The 20,247-nt window shown below is 39.4% G+C and carries 9 protein-coding genes; 5 read left to right on the forward strand and 4 right to left on the reverse strand.

From position 1 onward, the window contains the following. Positions 1–42: 42 nt before the first annotated feature. Genes XM47_RS01810 through XM47_RS01820 form a run of 3 tightly spaced genes read right to left on the reverse strand, consistent with a single transcriptional unit; the run spans position 43 to position 5,325 of the window. Positions 43–2,328, reverse strand: a complete 2,286-nt coding sequence (locus tag XM47_RS01810; protein WP_048688728.1) for a CRTAC1 family protein — start codon at positions 2,326–2,328, stop codon at positions 43–45. A gap of 5 nt (positions 2,329–2,333) precedes the next feature. Further along, the gene (locus XM47_RS01815) at positions 2,334–4,700 is read right to left on the reverse strand and encodes an alkaline phosphatase D family protein (RefSeq protein ID WP_048688731.1); all 2,367 of its coding nucleotides are present in this window, start codon (positions 4,698–4,700) and stop codon (positions 2,334–2,336) included. A gap of 43 nt (positions 4,701–4,743) precedes the next feature. After that, complete coding sequence (locus XM47_RS01820; RefSeq protein WP_048688733.1) at positions 4,744–5,325, reverse strand: GntR family transcriptional regulator; 582 nt, start codon at positions 5,323–5,325, stop codon at positions 4,744–4,746. A 278-nt stretch (positions 5,326–5,603) separates the two neighbouring features. On the opposite strand from XM47_RS01820, the gene XM47_RS01825 reads away from it, so the two are divergent. From XM47_RS01825 to XM47_RS01845, 5 genes are all read left to right on the forward strand, one after another. Continuing rightward, positions 5,604–8,180, forward strand: a complete 2,577-nt coding sequence (locus XM47_RS01825; protein WP_053084493.1) for a DUF7133 domain-containing protein — start codon at positions 5,604–5,606, stop codon at positions 8,178–8,180. 228 nt (positions 8,181–8,408) lie between these two features. Continuing rightward, positions 8,409–9,425, forward strand: coding sequence for a LacI family DNA-binding transcriptional regulator (locus XM47_RS01830; protein WP_048688736.1), 1,017 nt, complete (start codon positions 8,409–8,411; stop codon positions 9,423–9,425). 16 nt (positions 9,426–9,441) lie between these two features. Further along, positions 9,442–10,461 carry a LacI family DNA-binding transcriptional regulator gene (locus tag XM47_RS01835; protein WP_048688738.1) on the forward strand — a complete coding sequence of 340 codons (1,020 nt, stop codon included), beginning with the start codon at positions 9,442–9,444 and terminating at the stop codon, positions 10,459–10,461. 672 nt (positions 10,462–11,133) lie between these two features. Further along, the gene (locus XM47_RS01840) at positions 11,134–16,644 is read left to right on the forward strand and encodes an Ig-like domain-containing protein (protein ID WP_048688741.1); all 5,511 of its coding nucleotides are present in this window, start codon (positions 11,134–11,136) and stop codon (positions 16,642–16,644) included. A gap of 18 nt (positions 16,645–16,662) precedes the next feature. After that, a complete protein-coding gene (locus XM47_RS01845) occupies positions 16,663–17,232 on the forward strand; it encodes a PEP-CTERM sorting domain-containing protein (RefSeq protein ID WP_048688744.1) in 570 nt (189 codons plus the stop codon). 224 nt (positions 17,233–17,456) lie between these two features. On the opposite strand, the gene XM47_RS01850 is transcribed toward XM47_RS01845, so the two are convergent. Next, a complete protein-coding gene (locus XM47_RS01850; protein ID WP_048688747.1) occupies positions 17,457–19,445 on the reverse strand; it encodes a carbohydrate-binding module family 20 domain-containing protein in 1,989 nt (662 codons plus the stop codon). Between the last annotated feature and the right edge of the window lie 802 nt (positions 19,446–20,247).

Here is a 20,247-nt window from a genome sequence, read left to right on the forward strand (position 1 = left end):
TAAATAAAAAAACCGCCCAAACTGCAGGCGGCTGTCAACAAACTATTTAGACGTTTTATATAAGCGATTCGCTGTTAAATTTTTCAGCGTTTGGGTCTCGCCATTTCGCCAGCGTATTGTAGCCGACTTAATTTTATCTTCTTTACCTAAACCAAAGTGAACTATGTCTAAAAGGCTTTGTGCATGTACTTCACCTGCAGAGCCAATTCTTTGTTGGTATTTTTTACCAGAAGCCGTCTCAATAATGACTAATGCCGATACCGGATCTACATTATCTTTAGGGCTGTAATTTACGTCTATTAATAGGTAGTTATTGTCACCGTCTGTTTGATTGTCAAATAAGTACCAACGTCCTTCTTCTTCGCTACCACTTAATAAATCTAGTTGACCGTCTAAGTCAAAATCGAATAATTGTCCCATGTCACCGTGGCCAACATCAGTTGGCTCAATGGCACCATGACTAGTGAGAATATCGAATTTACCCTTACCAGTGTTCAATAGCATTAAATCAGCAATTCTTTCACTTAGGTGACCATATCGATAAACAAATAGGTCTTGCCAGCCATCGTTATTTACATCACCGCGGGCAACACCCCAGTTATTACCACCTAAAGGCAGATTCCACTTTTTAGTGGCATTAACAAATTTATCACCTTGGTTTACTAGTAAAACATCTTGTACGTTACGATTATTGGCTTTCCAATCGTAGCTCACATCAGATAAACCCGTTAGTGAGAAAGTCACTGTCCAATAAATATTTCGGTCACGTACCCACTCAGCTTGCCATTTACCATTGCCTAGATGACCTATATATAAACCGTTTACTTTTCTTTCTTCAGGCCAGCCTTGTGCGTCAGCTGCGCTAAACTCTATTTCGGACGGCGCTGTTTTCATTTCCTTAGGTAATTGAGTAGGTTGAAAACCTTTAGCTTTTACTATTTTTCGGGCTTTATTTTTACCTAAGAAAATTGCAAAACCGTCGTTGTATTGGCGGTAAGTTAAATTCATGTCCGACAATTTCACACTGCCATTGGCGTCAAAACTGACTAAAGTTGTGCCTTTTTCGCCGTCGTCTCGTATATCTAATCGTTTGGTTTCTGGATTAAAGTCGATAGATTTACGCGAAAGTTGATAATGCGTACGGCTGCCTGCAAAATATAAATCAACTAAACCATCATTATTAACATCAACATCGGTTGCTGCGTTATAGCCAACCTTATCAGTAAGGCCTTTAGGTAACATTTGTGCAGTTACGTCAGTAAAGGTGAAATCTCCATTGCCTTGCCATAAAGTGATTGGCGAAAAAACCACAACATCGTCAATATTGTCGTTGTTAAAGTCGGTTATTACGACGCGCTCGCCCTTAGCATGTTCAATGCCAGCAATTTGATTTTGGCTGAATGTACCGTCGCCATTATTCTTGTAAAATAATTGTCTAGGGCCATCGTATTTTGGTGTTTTTGCATTAAATAATGCAATATCTAAATCGCCATCTAAATCTAAATCAATCCAACGCGGTGAACGACCTCGAGCAGGAGTTAAAATACCTGCTTCTGGAGACGCGTTAGTAAATTTTTGGTTGTCGTTCTTTAGTAATATATAGGATGTTGGATTGGTGCCATTCGCGCCACCTTGTGCCACCATAATATCAAGATCGCCATCGTTGTCGTAATCACCAACCGCAGAGCCATGGAAGTCTAGCGAATGCTCAAATAAACGCTCTACTGTGACTGTACCGTCACCATTATTGGTTACTAATTGCGTCGGAACATGGTTATGGTTGTTTAGTACAAAGTCATAGTCGCCATCTGCATCTATGTCGCCTATAGACGGGCCACCGTATTTGTAAGTGACTTCAGTTTCAAAGTTTGCTTGTTTTGAAATGTTTGCGTATTTAGGCAACTCAACATCTGCTACATCTTCAAATCGTACTGAGTGAATTTTGATATCGGCACTACGGCGGATAAAGGTTAATTCTTTATTGCCTAAAGTTTCAAAGTCGACTAAAAAGCTGAGCTTGTGTTTACCTTTAAATGGAATGTTGGCGTTGTCTACAATCACTTTATTACCAGACAACAGGCTTAAATTTGCATAAGGTTTATCTATAGATACCTCTGCTATTAAGCGTTTAATGCTTGAACCCGTTACCGAGTAATTTGTTGTATAGTTTTCTTGATTAGTTAAGATTTTAACTTGATTAATCAATGATTGAGTTGACGCTGTGTTGGTTTTTGCAGCCACAGTAGGTGTATTTCCACAACCTGATATTAAAGCTGTGCTGCTGATACCTGCTAGCACAACGGCTAGCATGGTCGGATTTAGTTTCATTGTTATTAGCCTATTTTGTTAATGCCGATATTTTCGTCTTGCGCGATAGTGACTGGCCAACCAGCAAACTGGTTGTCTGTATTATTATCAGTTACATCAACTAGGAATTTGTAAGCGGATGTTGTGTAAGTTTTGTTTTGGGTATCAAATTCAATAAAACCAAAACCACTGCCTTTTTCATGCGCTTGGATGTAGCGATTACCTGATTTACCTACTTGCGGATTACCAACGGCATATACGTAAATTTTATTGCCGAAACTATCTAGGTATTCACCAGTTTGCTCTAAACCATGAGAAGGACGGTTTTTCATAGGTAAGCCCATTGCATCTGGTCGCCACCATCTTGGCCAACCTGCCGAAATAGCTGGAGTACAAAACGCCCAGTTACTGTCGCGTTGGTCATTTACACCATACTGAGAAAGTGTGCCTAAATGGGTATCACCACATATGTGTAGCGCTTTTGATTTACGCATGATTTCTATTGCGCGATTTCTTGCTGATGCAGGCCAACCGCTACTATCAAAATCATACTTTAAGTATCTATCTGGTAGTGGTTGATGGGTTGAAATTCCAGCAAATACGGTTTGGCTAAGCATGGCTTTAAGTGTATGACCACGCCAATCTTCAGCCCATTTTTCTAAGAAATCTTCTTGACGCTGACCTAATAAATGCAAGTTCTCTTTGTCAAATTTTGGATTGAAGAAATCAGGTGCCTCGTCATTACCTGTTACACCCACATCAATGTTTAATGTTTCAGGTCCACTTTTCCACTGTCTATCGGCGATAATGGCGAAACTGACTTTACCGTATACTAATTCAGTGTAGTAAACACTCATATTGCGTGCTGACGGAGTTGGGTCAACCGGATCCGGGTGATGTCCAGTATGCGTTTTGTGTACAACATTAACCAATTTGACTGGGCTAATGTAGCCCCCTGCGTTATCGGTGCGACCACTGCTGATTGCTTCATCACTCATAGCGATACCCGATTCACCCCATAAGTTCCCTTGGAGAATATCGTGATCATCTGGTAATACGACTGTCGGGGCGTTACGCATCGCTTCTCTAAATGCCCAACCAAATTGATAGTATTTACGTAAATAATTCAAGATAGATAGATCTGCAGGGGCGTAAATAACACCAAAACCACCGTGGTTTTCGTATATTTGGTCACCTGAAAAATACACCAAATCTGGATTCATATTTACAACATTATTTGCCACTGGCGCGTATGGAAAGCCATAGTCGTTTTGACAAGTTAATGCTGCCATACGTAAGTTACGTGTGCTTGGATTCGCTTTAATTAAGCCGCTGAAGGTATCAATCGTTGTGCTGCTGTCTTTGTGTTTTTCTTGATAAACAACGCGGTATTTGAAGTCGCTATTTTCTTGCCAGTTGTTAATGGTAAAAGTTGCAACCCAAGCATCAGTATCTAAACTGGCTTCTGCCACAGCTTGCCACTTCCCATCTTTCTCTATTTCTAACTGTAACTGTTGGTTATCTTCTTTACCAAGTGGGCCAGTCAGGGCTGACAGTTTTAAAATAAAACCTTTATCAGAGCGAGAATCGCTTAGGGTATACATACACCATAAGATAGGGCCAAATTTTTGAGCTTGGTTATCGCAAAATGCATCGCCACTAATTTGCCATTCGCTAAAGCGGAATTTACTGCCCGTGTCGGTTAATTTATCTTCCGAATTTAAACTAAAGTTGCTCACCACAGCTATATTGCCTGCAACTTCACTTGCCGGGTAGTAGTCAGTCACTGTGGCTAATAGGCTATTATTTAAATCAAAAGCTTTTGCTGTTAACGCATAAATGCCATTAGTCGGCGTACCAGATAAAACCACTTTTACTTTGCTATCTGAAGCTTTGTTTAGGTGTACACGCTTTTTACCTAAAGCGAGTTGGCCATTTACAACACCCGCATCTATACCTTCTTGTACAAAACAATTACTCTTAAATTCATTAATGTCGCTTTTCGCACCAATTCGAATACCAGCGCCACCATCAATTTGACCAGCTTGATATTTTTCTACTATGATAGAGCTCTCAAAGCTTTTGTCTAAATTAACAATTTGATGTTTTAATGCATGAATACTGCGATTGCCACCTTCAGAATCACATTCAGCCGCACCATTTTTAATGCTCCAGTTTTCCATTGGGTTTGCCCAATGTTCGCCACCAATAAAAATGCGGTCAAAACTGTTATGCCATTGGCTGCTAATCGATTCTTTCAGATAATTACTTTGGCTCTGAGATAATACTCCAGAACCTTGCTCGGAAATATTTGGAGTACAGCCAATAGCTGAAGTTGCGACACCTGCCATAGCAATTTTCAGCGCATCTCGACGTGATATTTGATAATTCATTACTTACCTCAGTGCAATTGAGTTAATTGTTTTGCTTGTTTTATTATTGATTTAAGGGTTTGCTTTGTTGCAAGCCATCTAGTTGGGCTGTAAAGTTTTCTAGCCTTTTAGATAAAACTTCTAGCGGTTCTTTATTTTGTTGTACTCTAATCGCAATTAAGTACCATAAATTTGAAAGGTCTTTTCCGGCTGCTAGTTCAATGAAAAGTTGCTGGAACTCTATCTCTGCCACTTTGTATTCACTGAGTTCTTGGTGCTTTAAGTGAAGATCCATTTGAGTCAGTAATAAGGCAAGACTTTTGTGTTGTGTACGACTGGCACTGACTTGTCCCGAAACAGCAAATTGTTCAATGCTTTGTTTGAAACTTTGCATGAGTTCTTCTACTGGCTTACTTAAAGGTTGGCAAACAAAGTTACCGCAATTACGTTTGCTTTCGATTAAGCCTTCTTTATACAAAATTAATAATACTTCTCTGATTGGACCTCTAGATACTTCAAATCTTTCAGCTAAGTCTTGCTCATTTAATTTTTCACCAGGGAGATAATCTCCAAATATTAATTCGCTTCTTAATATGTCTGCTATTTGCGACTGAATCGTACTGACTTTTCTATTTGATAGTTTCATGTTTTTCACCAAAGAGTACCAAAATTGCCAAACAATCTGATATTTTGTATTTTGTGTTAAGTATATTGTTAACAAAATAATTTGCTTTGTAAAGCGAATTGTCTAAAATGATTTGAATTATTGAGTCAAAATGATGTTTTAGTTGGGTTTTGTGAGTTTATTTGGTGTTTTCTTGGTTGTTGAGCTACGAATCCTACTCTAGTTACACCGCTAATTAACTTACAAAATCACTAAATGTGTTTGGTCTTTTATATGTGTGACAGAAATTAGGTGATCTAATGAAGATAAAAACAAAAATATTCACGACTGCTATGTCGGTTTTAGTTGGGGCTATAAGCCAAGTTGCAATCGCTGAAAAACAGCTAATAGCTTTGTCACCGGATGAATCTTTAGCGACCATGCAAATTCAAGATGGTTATAAAATGGAACTGGTTGCACATGAACCTATGGTTGAAGAACCAGTATTATTAAGTTTTGATGGCCAAGGTAGAATGTATGTAGCTGAAATGTTGACGTACATGCAGGACATTGATGGAACAGGACAAATGAAGCCTGTCAGTCGGATAAAACGTCTGGAAGATACTGATAACGATGGTGTTATGGATAAAGCCACAATATTCGCCGATGAGCTTTTATTACCCAGAATGATATTACCACTGCAAGACGGTAAGATTTTAGCGCGTGAAACCAACACTTTCGATTTGTTATTGTTGGAAGATTTAAACGGTGATGGTGTCGCGGATAAACGCACCACTGTTTATAAAGGTGGTAAACGTGGTGGTAATCTAGAGCATCAACCTAGTGGCTTAATCTGGGGAATAGACAACTGGTTGTATGTTACCTATACCAATCGCCGTTATAAAGTAGATGGTGATAAAGTTATTTCACAAAACATTCGCTATGGTGGAGGGCAGTGGGGCTTAGCGCAAGATGCAGTTGGCCGCTTTTATTATTCAGCTGCTGGTTCTGAAAAGCCAGCATTTAGTTTCCAATTTCCAAGTGTATATGGCGCAATTCCAATAGCTGGAGAAATCGCAAATGGCTTTAACGAAGTGTTTCCAATTGAAACCATACCCGATGTGCAAGGTGGAAAGCCAAGATTGCGAGATGACAATACGCTTAATCATTTTACTGGTGTCGCCGGTCAAAGCATTTATTTAGGAGATAAATTACCTGAGTTAAACGGCGATTATATTTTACCCGAGCCTGTCGGTAATTTAGTTAGGCGTGCTCAAATTCGCCGTGAAAATGGTTACTCGGTTATTTCTCACCCTTACCAAGCGCAGCAAAAAGAATTTATTGCTTCAACCGATTCGTCTTTTCGGCCGGTGTGGAGTGAAACAGGCCCTGACGGCACTTTGTATTTAGTTGATATGTATCGAGGTATCATTCAAGAAGGGAACTGGACAAAAGAAGGTTCATATTTACGATCTGTTATCGAAGAGTATGGCTTAGATAAAATTATTGGCGGTGGCCGTATTTATCGAGTAACCAAACCAGGTGTAAATTTGGGTGAAAAGCCAAATCTGTATGCTAAAACGCCTAACCAATTGGTTGAGTATTTAGCCCATGGAAATCATTGGTGGCGTATAAACGCTCAAAAATTACTGGTACTAAACAAAGAAAAATCAGCTATTCCCGCACTTAAACACATGCTGTTAGAGCATAGCAGCGCAACTGCTAGACTACATGCTTTATGGACACTTGAAGGTTTAGGTGTAGTTGAACTTGGCCTATTAACTAAAGCTTTTTCTGATAAAGATGAAAATGTACGAGCTGCAGCGGTTCGAATATCTGAACAATTGTTCTCTAATCAAGATCAAAGCATAATTAACATATGGCGAAAATTGCTTAACAGTGCCGACATTGAACTGGCTGAACAAATTCTTCTCTCTATTTATTATCTTGATGTCAGTGATTCAATTCGAGGTGAGTTTGTAACTCTTGCCAAAAATAAATTCGTAAATCACGAAGGTATCACTTCAATTGCGCAAGCAATGGATTACTTAATTAAAGGTGAGCGAGCTCAAGCTGAATTGGCTAAAGGCAATAAAGCATTTGCCGAATCTATGCAGCGCGGAAAGCAACATTTTTCCTCTTTGTGTGCTGATTGTCATGGAGAAGATGGAACAGGTACAGCGGCAGGGACTGGGTTAATTGCACCTTCTTTCGCTAACAATGCTAGGGTAAATGGTGATGTGTCTATTTTAGGCAGAATTGTATTGCAAGGCTTAGTTGGTGACATTGAAGGTAAAAACTATTTGGGGATGACTATGATGTCGCTTGCGTCAAACGACGATCAGTATATTGCAGATGTTCTCACTTATATTCGCAATAGTTTTGGCAACAAATCTGCAGCTGTAATGCCAGAACAAGTGGCAGAGATACGCAAATTAGAGAATCGAAAAACACCTTGGTCGGTCGATGAATTAAACCAAAAATTTGGACAAAAACTAACTAATAAAAAACAGTGGAAGTTTAGTTCAAGTCATAATGCAAAAAACTTTGAAGCTTTGGTCGATGGAAAAATGGATTGGCGCCGATGGACAAGTGACGCTAACCAAGCTATTGGTATGTGGCTACAAGTTGAATTACCGCAAACTTATCAAATAAGCCGCATAGATATGGATTGTCGTAAATTTAGTTGGCAGTGTGCTAAGGCGTTTGATTTAGAGCTTTCACTAGATGGTAAAAACTGGAGCAAAGTTGATAGCAGAATCAAGTTTGCTAACCATTATCAACTTCAGGCCTTAGGCCACAAAGCTAAGTTTATACGTTTTGTTTTAACCAATGGCAGCTCGCAACAACCTTGGTCGATGACAGAGTTAGATATTATTGCTAGCCCAATAAATTAGCTAACACCAGAACCCATGCAGCTAGACGCTGCCATGGGTTCTTTCGACTAAAGAAGCACTATTTATTAATCTATTTAGTTAAGGAGGGAGTAGAAATACCCATCTAATTTGCCAGCTATGAAAAATATTTTCAGGGAATGGTTCTGTGATGGTCGTATATACTTTACTGTTAACCAAACTCATGACATGCTTAAAGTCGTAGGATTCAAAAAATCGAATTAGCACTCTATGTTTAACATTAAAGACGTCGCCAAACTTGCCGGTGTTTCACCGGCCACAGTATCACGCGTACTCAATGACGCCGCAAAAGTTAGTGATAAAACACGTAAAAAAGTCGAAGATGCAGTTCAGCAACTTGGATTTGTACCGAATGCCAACGCCCGTGCTCTTGTTAAAAAATCAACTAAAACCATAGGTGTTGTGTTATCTGAATTAGCCGATCCTTTCTTTGCTATGATGGCGCACTCAATAGAGCTGGCTGCAAGTCGGAAAGGAATCAAAGTGCTGATTAGTACAGGTTCATCTGAGGCTGAAAAAGAGCGACAAGCCATTAATAATTTAAGATCAGAACGCTGTGACGCTATGATAGTGAACAGCAAAGCCTTAGATGATGAAAGTTTAATTACACTGGCAAATTCCATCTCAGGTTTTGTGTTAATTAATAAATTTATTCCAGCAATTAAATCACATTGTATTGGCTTTGATAACTTTAAAGGTGGTCAGCTTATGGCAGAATATATTGCCTCTCTGGGTCACCAAGACATTGCGGTTATTACTTCTGATAATCGTGCTCATGATGCTAATTTACGTATTTCGGGTATTAAACATGAAATGTCTAATCAGGGGTTAAGTTTGGCAGATAATGCCATTATCTGCGCCCAAAATGATTACGCAGGAGGACGTGCTGCACTTGCTCATTTACTTGATAACAAGATTCGCTTCACTGCGTTATTATGTTTTAACGATCAAATGGCATTGGGCGCAATTGCACAATTGAAAGCCTGTGGATTAAATGTACCTGATGATGTCTCGGTTATCGGATTTGATGATTTAATTTATGCCCAATATTGTTCACCTAAGCTAACTACGATTAAATACCCGATTGATATTATGGCTGAAAAAGCCACTGAAATGGCATTGGCACTCAGTCAGAAAAAAGAAACAAATTCACAAGGCTATCAATATCAACCGAGTTTAATTAGGCGGGCATCAACTCGGCCGGTTAATCCTAATAACAACAGTTAATTTACAGAGGTTTATTATGCCGACGATCAAAGAGGTTGCTCAAGCTGCTGGCGTATCTGCTGCTATTATCTCTCGTGTTATTAACAATAAACCTGGTGTGGGTGCAGATACGCGTGAAAAAGTTAAAAAAATTATTATCGATATGGGTTATTACCCAAACGCCAATGCGCAAGCAGTTAACGAAAAAGCTAAAAATGTAATTGGACTGATTATTCCTAACTTATTAAACCCATTTTTTGCTTCACTTGCGCACGGTATCGAAAAAGTGGCTAGCGAACACAAGGTACAATTAGTATTAAATTCATCTACATTCGATAAAAATAAAGAACTTGCCGCAATTGAAACCATGTTAGAACATAGGTACCAATCCATTGTTCTGCACAGTGTGGCGTTAGATGACGAAAGCTTAATTAAACTCGCCGACAAAATACCGGGTTTAGTCCTATTACATAGGTATATAAAGCCTTTAGCGCACCGATGTGTTTGGTTAAACGATGAGATGGGCGGGCAATTGATGGCCCAGCATTTAGTTGATCAAGGCCATAAACAAATCGCTGTCATATCGAGTCATTGCTGTACAGCAAGTGTTAATAATCGTATAGCCAGTGCGCTAGCGGTGTTGGAATATAATCAGATTAACCCCATCAATAGCCTGATTGAAATCAATGAGTCAACGATTGAGGGTGGGAGAGCTGCTGCTTGTAACTTACTTGCAAGTGGCCAAAAATTTACCGCTGTACTCTGTTTTAATGATGCTATGGCTTATGGTGCACAGGCGTTTATGCAAGAGCAAGGCATTACGATTCCCACAGAAATCTCCATCATAGGCTATAACAATTCTATGTTTTCGACGCTTAGTTCTCCGAATTTAACCACGATTAACTGTCCAATTGAATCAATGGCGATCAGAGCAAGTGAACTATCTTTAGCTTTGATTAAAATAGCTGAACGAGAAAATCAAGAGGTATTCAAACCTCAGCTAAATGAATTCTTTCCTGAACTCATTATACGCGATACGGTAACTAAGCTGATGTGATGGGGTATTGCTAATCAGACATAAATTTGGATCCCTGATTAGCCTTCTATATCTTACTCTTGCTTGCTTCTATTCTTGTCTGGCTGTTGTCGCGTTAATTCCCCAAAATAATATAAATTAAGCACTGAATGCATGGCTTAAGCTGAATCAATAAAAGCCAAAATAGATTCGTATAATCCCTGGATAAATGCCTCTTTAACCTTAGAAACGCTCTTTTAGAGCTAAATCAATATAACGTTTCTCCTTGTAGATTTGCCTGCCTGTATCAGCTATTTCAGATTGGACAGTTCATCATACGAGCTTTAATTTTTTAAAAAAATAAGTGAAATTAATTAAAATAAGTGTAAACCGATTTCATTTTGTATATTTAACTGTTAACAATAACTGTGGGTTTATATTTTTTTTTAAAAAAACCAAAAAATTAAGTTGTTGATATTATGTATTTTATTGGTGAAATGTTTAGTTTGATGTAAAAGGTTGATTAATTGTAAATAAATTTTACTTGATCAGTTTACTGTTTTCATTGATTATGTTGACAATTAACCAAATGGACTGGTTGTGATCCGCATAACAGCGGTGCTGTAAGAAATATGTGAATTATCCATTAGTCGTTAAGTTGATTGGCAACATTTCTTACATATCAATAAACAAAAAATATATAGGTTCAATGACATGAAAAAAAATGGAGTGAAAAACATAAACCGGATCGCCATCCTGGCGAGCTTAGGGTTTGTGACCGCAAGTGCGATATCCGCCCCAGTTAAAGTTGATATTAACTTAGACACCAAGCATGAAGTTAAAGGTGTATCGGACTTTAATCGAAAAAAACATATCACTGTTCACTCAGCCTTGACCGAGACAGATTGGCAGGGTGAAGCTGAGACCATGAATTACTTAATGAACGAACTTGATGTTTATTTTGGTCGTGATAACGGTATGGCATCTTGGATATTTAAAGCAACTGCACAAGATCCAGAAAACCCAGGAAAACCGCACATTGCCGATTTAACGAACTTTGGTCAATGGCACAAAGAAAACATGTACGATAATTTACCGGAATCGGTTCGTGCATATGAAGCGCGTAGTGACGAAATGATTATGGGTATCACGCCGCATGGCCCTTTCCCAACACAATCGTATTGGCCAAAAGATTTAGCGGGTAAAGATGATGATGCAGGTCAATATGTTTTAAGACGAATTGATCATGGCGCAGAGTGGGTTGGTGAATATATCGATCAATTCTTCCGTAAAGACGGCGAAACAAGCGGTGTGTTAATGCCAAAATATTGGGAAGTGATTAACGAACCCGATATGGATATTAACGTAGGCCGAACTTTTGTGATGTCGAGTTTTGAGCAACTCTTTGAATACCACAATTTAGTCGCTCAAGAAATTAAAGCAAAACTACCGGAAGGCCAACGCCCACTCGTCGGCGGCATGACATGGGGTTTACACGATTTAGAAAAGCCTGATTTGTCTGAGCGATTCCCAACACAAGAAAGAGCAGTTCGTAATCGATACTCCTATGAACCAGGAGAACTAGAAGACTTTTTACAAAACGTAACCAGTTCAGAATACTGGGCAACGCAAGATGATGCCTATTTCCAGTGGGATGCGATCTGGAAAGGATTTATGGATGCTTCTGGTGAAAACATGGATTTTTACTCACTGCATTTGTATGACTGGGCGCACTTAGGTGACAACCCACGTCAAGGTAGTACATTCCGTCGCGGTATGAAAACCGAAGCGATTTTAGATATGGTTGAATGGTATGACGCACAAGTTAATGGTGCTGACAATCTTAAACCTTGGGTGATTTCAGAATATGGCGCGATTGCATCTAAACATGGCAAACTAGAATTTTTAGCTAACGATTATCGCTATTCAGATTGGTTACACTTAAGAACGTTTAACCAAATGTTTATGCAAATATTAAGACGTCCAGCTCAAGTCGTAAAATCAATGCCATTTGCACCAATTAAAGGTAAATGGGGACTGTTGACGGGGCCTGATGGCGAAGCTATCCGCTATGAAGCGGCATTAATGCATACTGACGAAGCATTATCTGAAGATTATGATGACGCCGAGTGGTATGTAACGGATAAAATTCAATGGTATGAATTATGGTCTGACGTAAAAGGTACGCGTGTTGATACGCATTCGAGCGATCCAGATGTGCAAGTAGACGCTTATGTAGACGGTAATCACACCTATCTGATTCTAAATAACTTGGAATGGTACGATATTCCAGTTGATTTAGCATTTATGGGCGCCAATGGTAACACAGTTAAAAGTGTTAAAATTAAGCACTCATACTTAGCCGAAGGCTTAAGCCCGACTAACTTAGGTCGTCCAATTTTAGCGCAGGCGACACTGACTCATTTACCAGAATCTGTGACGTTAGAGCCAGGCTCGACCATCATCTTAGATGTTGAATATAATGACGATGTCTCAATCACTTCAACCATGCAAGAGAAAAAATACTATGGTGAGAGTTTATCCGGTGCTGGTAAAGGCTTAGCCGCAAAAGGCCAAGTACACAGAATTACGGGTAATACCATGACAGGTAATATTAATGGGGTTGTTGTGCCGACTAATGGTGAAGCCACATTAAGAATTGCAGCTGAATTTTATCCTTTCCATGCAGCCAAACCTAACAATAATACCTTTACAATTAACGGTCATACCTTAGCAGTACCAACTCAAGTTAACCCAAATGCGAGTGGTGTTATGACAGAGCACTACGATTATATGGGACCAGAAGTGGATGAGGGCAGTGTTTCATTAAACTTAATTGAAATTCCGGTACCGTTAGACTACTTACAAGAAAACAATGTGATCACAGCGTCGGTTGCCTCTGCTCGTACATTTACGGCGATTAGTTTATCGACTTGGGAAACAGAGCAAGCGATCCCAAGAAGCCAAGTTCAAGCATGTGACCCTTGTATTACGGCAAGTGATTTAACTATCTCTGGTGAAAGTGAAGTTTTATATAAAAATACCATTGCATTAACGGCGACAGTTTTACCTGCCAACACCAGCAATAAATCCGTACATTGGACAAGCTCAAATGTCTTAGTTGCAGCTGTTGACCAAAATGGTTTAGTTACCGGTACAGGACCGGGCACAGCGACGATTACAGCAAGTACAGAAGAAGGCGTGTTAATCACAGACCATGTTGTTAACGTAACAACGGTACAGCCAACCCATGTTGAACTTGACATTAGTAGTGCAACCTTAGCGTTAAACGAAACACTGGCGTTAAGTGTTCAAATTGAACCGTTAAACGCGACGATTAAAAAAGTAATTTGGTCATCATCAAATGAAGCGGTTGCAACCGTAGATAGTAAAGGGGTTGTGACTGCAGTGGGTGCGGGCTTAGCAGACATTACCGTTAAGACAGTAGATGGTGATGTCAGCGATGTTGCTAGCATAGAAGTAACGACTATTGCTGTTTCTTCGATTGAAATGACCTCAAACGCGGTAATTGTTTTACCAGGCAGCTACCAAGCACAAGCTAACCTTATCCCTGCGAATGCAACGGATAGCAAAATTACCTGGAAAACAGACAACTACACAATTGCCACAGTGGATGTGAATGGTTTAATTACGGGTGCATCTCCAGGTGCGACGACTATCACAGCGACGACAAACGATGGTGGTTTTCAAGCCAGTATTATCGTTAACGTGATGGAATCTGAATCGGTTCCAACATCAGGTTTTGTTATTGAAGCTGAGACATTAACTGACACAGGCGGCGCATTTGCTGGTTTCGATAGCAGTGCGGTTGGTATCAACAATAACCAAACGGGTGATTGGGCTGAATATCAAGTGAATTTCGCGCAAGCGGGTGTTTATCGCTTAGTATTAGATGCAGGTACACCAACTGCCGCAGTCAATGGTGCTGAAGTCTTTGTAAACGGTGAATCAGCAGGCAGTGGCGACGTTGCCACGACAGGCGATTGGGACCTAATGCAAAGTAACGTGATTAGTAATAACTTAGTGATTGCGACAGCGGGTACGCATACGATTCGAATTGAAAGTATTGGTGCAGATGCTAAATGGCAGTGGAATGCAGATAAAATGACTTTCATTTTAATTAGCACTTTATCACCAGATCTTGCACCAAGTATTGAACAGCCGGCAGAGCCAGAAGTGCCTGAAGGACCAGCAACGGGTTCATTAGCGTTAGATGATAATAGTAAATATTTAACGACGGAATATGTAGTTGGTGAAAGTCTAACCGTAACTGCTAACTATGATGCGGGTGTTAATCAAACGGTTAGTTCAGGACAAGGTGGTGTTAAGTTTTTCTTACGAGAAATGACGTCAACTTGGGGCTTGGTAAATGATGTATTAGCTTATGACGCAAGCGCAATCGGTGAAGTATCAGGCACAGCAACAGCTACACTGTCGCTGGTTGATTTAACTCCGTCAGCAGATTTACCAGCAGGTAATTTTTACTTCTTATTTGCGGCATTCGATTCAACGGATGGCGAAACTTATAAAATTGCCGGTGTTAGCCCAATTAAGGTTGTTACCGAATTAACACCAGAAGAGCCAACAGATCCAGAAGAACCGACAGAGCCAGAAGTCCCATCAGAGCCGTCAATAAGTTTAGATAACGTTAGTAAACATTTAAACACAGTGTATGGCAAAGGGAGTTCAATGGACCTAAGCATTGGATTTAATGCGGGTACAGGAAATACGGTAGTAGAAAGTTCATTTGGTGGCGTGACGAGTGGTTTAATCGTTATCTTACAAGAGTTACGTGCGGATGGTTCGCAAGTTAAACGTGTCGTTTCAGGTGAATCCAGTGTGATAAATCAGCAAAATGGCATGGTTAATCTGAGTATGCCTTTAGTGCATCCGACTCAAGGTGCGTTACCAACCTCAGCCGAATTAAACGAAGGCCATTATTATAACTTAACGGCTCGTTTTAAATCATCAGATGGCAGTACGCAAATCTTAGCCAGTGTTTCTCCAATTATGATTGGTGAAACGACGATTGAGCCAGAAGAGCCTGAGCAACCGACTGAGCCAGAAGAGCCAGCTACACCAGAAGAACCTGTTGATTCTAATGATCTAGTTGATGGCGCTTCATTTACTATTCAAGCTGAAGCATTTGATGAAACAGGTGGCCGAGTTGCTGGTGTAACAGTGGGTGAAAGAGGTACACCTACAGACCGTCGTACTGTTACCGACAGTAATCAAAATGGTGATTGGGTAGATTATTACATCGACTTTCCAACAAGTGGTTTCTACCGTATAGAAATGGTCGCTTCAAGTTCGAATGCTAATTCACAAGCTGCGTTATATATTGATGCTGAACGTATAAAAGAAGTTCCAGTATTCACTGGTAACCAGGGCGTATTTGACAGTTTTGAATTAACTGATGCGACTTATATCACTGCTGGTACTCACACCGTTAGAATTGAAGCAACAACGGCTGGCGGTAATGGTTGGATGTGGTTTGGTGATACAGTGACATTTACTGAGTTAGTGGAAGAGCAAGCTGAAATAACGGTTGAACCTTCAATTAGTCTTGATGATGCAAGTTTGTATACATCAACTAATTACATTGTTGGTGGTCAATTAAATGTAACAACTTACTTTGAAGCGGGTTCAGATAATTTAGTCACAGATCAATTCTCAGGTATGCAATATCAACTTGTTGAAATGACTTCAGGTAACCAGATCGTTAATGAAGTAACTGTCACTGATACTAGCATTATTGAAATGCAAAATGGTATTTCGACAGCGAGTATCTCATTAACTGGTTTAACTGCATCAGACAAACTGGCTGCTGGTAACTATTACGTACTGACTGCACGCTTTGGTACGACAGCTAATGGTGTACAAAGTCTACAAACAAATTCGCCAATAACGATTGAAGGTGATTTCGATTTAGATGGAATTGCCGACTCATCAGACCCTGATGACGACAACGATGGTGTTGATGACGCGATTGACGACTTTCCAAATGATCCTGTTTACGGCGTATTAGGTGATTTCGATGGTGATAATGACGTTGACCGTAAAGATATTGCTTATTTTGTTCGTGCTATGCGTAACCCTGAAATGCACAGACCAGAATTTGACTTTAATGGTGACGGCAGAGTTCACAGAAGTGATGTCAGTAAATTAAGAAGCTTATGTACACGTAGTCGTTGTGCTGAATAATAGATTAGGAATAGTAAAATGAAAAAATTATATATGTTGTCAATGTTAAGCCTGTTTAGTTTCCAAAGTAACGCAGGGTTAATGCTAGATTCCGATGCCAGTACTTACGAGATTGGTGACACCATTAATATTAATTTAAGTTATGATGCTGGTGTACCTTTGGGTGGCTTGCTAGATATGAACTTTGATGCCTTAACTTATTTTACCTTCTCAGAAGATACAGCAAGTTTTGATATTGAGTCACTTCCTGCACAATACGCAAATGCTGACCCATTTGCCTTTACTGACTATGATGCGATTTTTGATGAGTGGACTTATAGTTTAAGTACTTATGGCTTAGAAGCCCCTTTTGCTGCGACAGACACTGTTCTTGATTTAGGCACATTAAGTTTTATTGCTAATGATCTTGGCAGTTTTAGTTTTAATGTTTCTGAGTTCGGTTTATATGACTGGTATGGCTTTGAGGAGACAGAGTTTAGCCTTAGTCATTCAGTTAACATTGTCGCAAGTGAAGTGCCTGAGCCATCAACGCTCGCTATATTTGGTCTTGCTTTAGCAGGCTTAGCTAGGTCTCGCCAAAAAGCTTAAGCGACTTTTATTATGTGATGACAAATGAGCTAAAAATCGATATGAGCCTGAAATAAAGTTCAATTCGATTTGCTAAATCACTTTTTTGACTAAAAAATAAAAATCCGATGGATATTATTCATCGGATTTTTTTATAGCAAGTTACCAGTCTAAATTCTACTGGGTAATCTGTCTGTAATTTAATATTAACTCATATCTTTGCTAACCCGTAAAAATATGAATAGCTAAAAACCACCTTGCGCTTCATTTAAATCACAATTGCCTGTGTTAAAACTATTGTTTGGATCTTGCTCCCACTGACGGACAGTAAATGGCGAATCTTCTTGGCGAACAATACATTTCCATGAAACTTGAGTGTTTTTCGGTAAACTAATTACCCCTCGCCAATTAGGGTAGTTAGTTGAATTCAACTTAACTGCATCGGTTGTATTCCAGCTACCGATTTGGCTGATACTGCCTACAACATAAACACTGTCACCAATGTTGGTATTACCGCTTTGACAACTGAATTCAACAGGGCATGTGCCACCAGATACGACTTCTTCTTTCACAGACAAGCCTTCACAGTTAGCAACGTCTGGATCAAAAGTAATGGTATAAGTTGTATTTGCATTCACAGTGAAATCTGCAGTTGGACAGTTGTTGTCCCAGCTAGTGTTTGAATCACGAACTTTAAAGCGAGGCCCACCATTCGCATCTCCTGCATCGAAAGATTTAGTGATCTTATAGACGCTTCCTTCTTGAGTCATTTCATCTGCACCCCAGTTATTAGCAGTGCCGCTAAAATACCAAGTCGATGGAGGTGGAGGAGTACCGCCGCCTAACCACATACGAGCTGAGCGTGCAGGAATAGTGATACTTTGACTTGAGCCATTAATAGTTAAATTACTACCAGAAATTTGGTCTGTATAGCTACCAATATTTAACCCTGTTGTGCTAATAGAGTGGCTTACTGCATTGCCACATTTATTGATACCCACTAAGCCTGCATTACCGCGGCGGAAGTAAATGGCGCATGCATCAGACGACAAAATTTCCATTGTTGTGCCTTGCACTGTGTTGTGGAAATTAACCATGCTAGTTAAGTCGTTATTTTTGTATGCATCTACCCAGCGAGCATTAAATTTGGTGGTTTCGTTATTATCTGTATAAACCAATGGAACCCCGCCATCACGCCCCAGAATGTAAGCATAGGCTAACTTTTCATCAGTTTCGGAGAACAAAAAACCATTGAATCCATCATTTTGTGGCATGTCGTGTGTAATAACAAAAGTTACAGCTCTGTCGTTTGGTAATGTATTGGGTTGAGATAAAGCGTTAAAGCTGCCGCCCGGATCTAACGCGTGGTCAATTTCATTGAATAAACGGAAATCGTATGCTCCCATGCGCACATCTGTATTATCTAAATAGGGTTGTAAATAAGTGCTGTCGTCTGCGTTACTGTGCGAAATAATTTCAGAGAATACATGGATTCCATCTAATACATCTGAATTAAATACCCAGTTTAAATGTTCCCATTTCATATGTTTAACTGCATCAATACGGAAGCCATCAACTCCCAAAGCTTTTAATGCTTCTAAGTAAGCAATTTGATTGGTGCGTATCCAATCGCCAGTACCATCAGTTGCTTCTCCGCGTAAATCGGGTAGGCCAACATCGGGTGCAGCGCCGCATAATCGATTCCAAGTTGAATCCCACCAGTTTCCCCAATCTGAAATGCAATTTGCATTGGCACCATCGTGAAAATCACCCGGCCCAAACAAGCCGCTGGATAAATCGCCGTATAACTTATTAGCGTTATACTCTGAGGTGTTTACATTAAATCCTGGGTATTCCTCTTGTCCTTTAGCCATACCCATATTGGCCATATGGTTAAAAATCACATCAACATATAAGTTAACGCCTCGCGCTTCTAATGCGTTGCTCATGTCTATAAAATCTTGCTTATTACCTAATGGGCCTAATAAAATTCGATAGTCTAGTGGCTGGTAACGTGCCCACCAAGCACTATTCGGGTTGGATAAATAGGGAGGCGATACTAAAACTGATTTATAACCCAAGCTAGCAATTTCATCTGCTCGCTCAGTAACAGAGTCGTACTGCCAGTTAAAGGCATGTAGCATTACATCAGCTTGCGCTGTGTTTGAATAAGTAGTTGATAAAACGGCTGCGGCAAGTGCCCCCTTAGTCGCAAGTTTAATTTTTTTGTTCATTTTTTTTCCCTTTTTTTATTATGTATTAGTGTATTCTTAAAGTTAATTAAAACATTTTTGTAACATTTAAGTTGCATTTATTAATACCGAATTAACGGATGGATTGGCAACTTGAATACGTATGCAAAGTGAACATAAATTCATCTATTTAGATTAAAAAGCTTGTTATTTGGTATTTGTTTTGATTTTAAGTGGTTGAAATTAATAGTTTATTTATTGTGAATGGCTAGATGAAATTTATTTGTAGAATTAAATTCTGTCAGTAGCTCTGCTTGAGTAGGCATATGCCGAGCATGATTATGAATAAACCTGAAGGGATAGCTCGCTCTTAGAGTTAGGCAAAATGTTGAGATTAAAAACTAGTTAATCTTTCCCGACCCCAAATCATTCTAATACCTGACATTTTTAGATGATATTTAAGGGATATCTCTAACTCTAACCCCATTTATTAAACTGTTTAATGTAAACAATAATTAATTTGTTGTAATCAATTTTATAATTTTATTGTTTCAAATCAGCACTTTATATTTATGTTTACTTGTAGTTAACCAGATGTTGTTGTTATTTTGATCAAATTATTCTAGTCTAATTGTGCAAAGTATCAGATCAATAGATTCACAATATTGATCGGAGACAGGGTCGATATTGGGTAAATAAATATCGCCCTGTTTTTTTGTTTTATTGAATATTGTTATCAATTAACAAAGTGTTTTGCTGCGCGATTGTTGACAAGCTGCTGCTTGTTTTAAACAAGGTTAATCGCGTGTAAGAAAAACTTACATCACATAATAAAAAATTGGAG

The organism is Catenovulum maritimum (assembly GCF_001050375.1).
Taxonomy (GTDB): Bacteria; Pseudomonadota; Gammaproteobacteria; order Enterobacterales; family Alteromonadaceae; genus Catenovulum; species Catenovulum maritimum.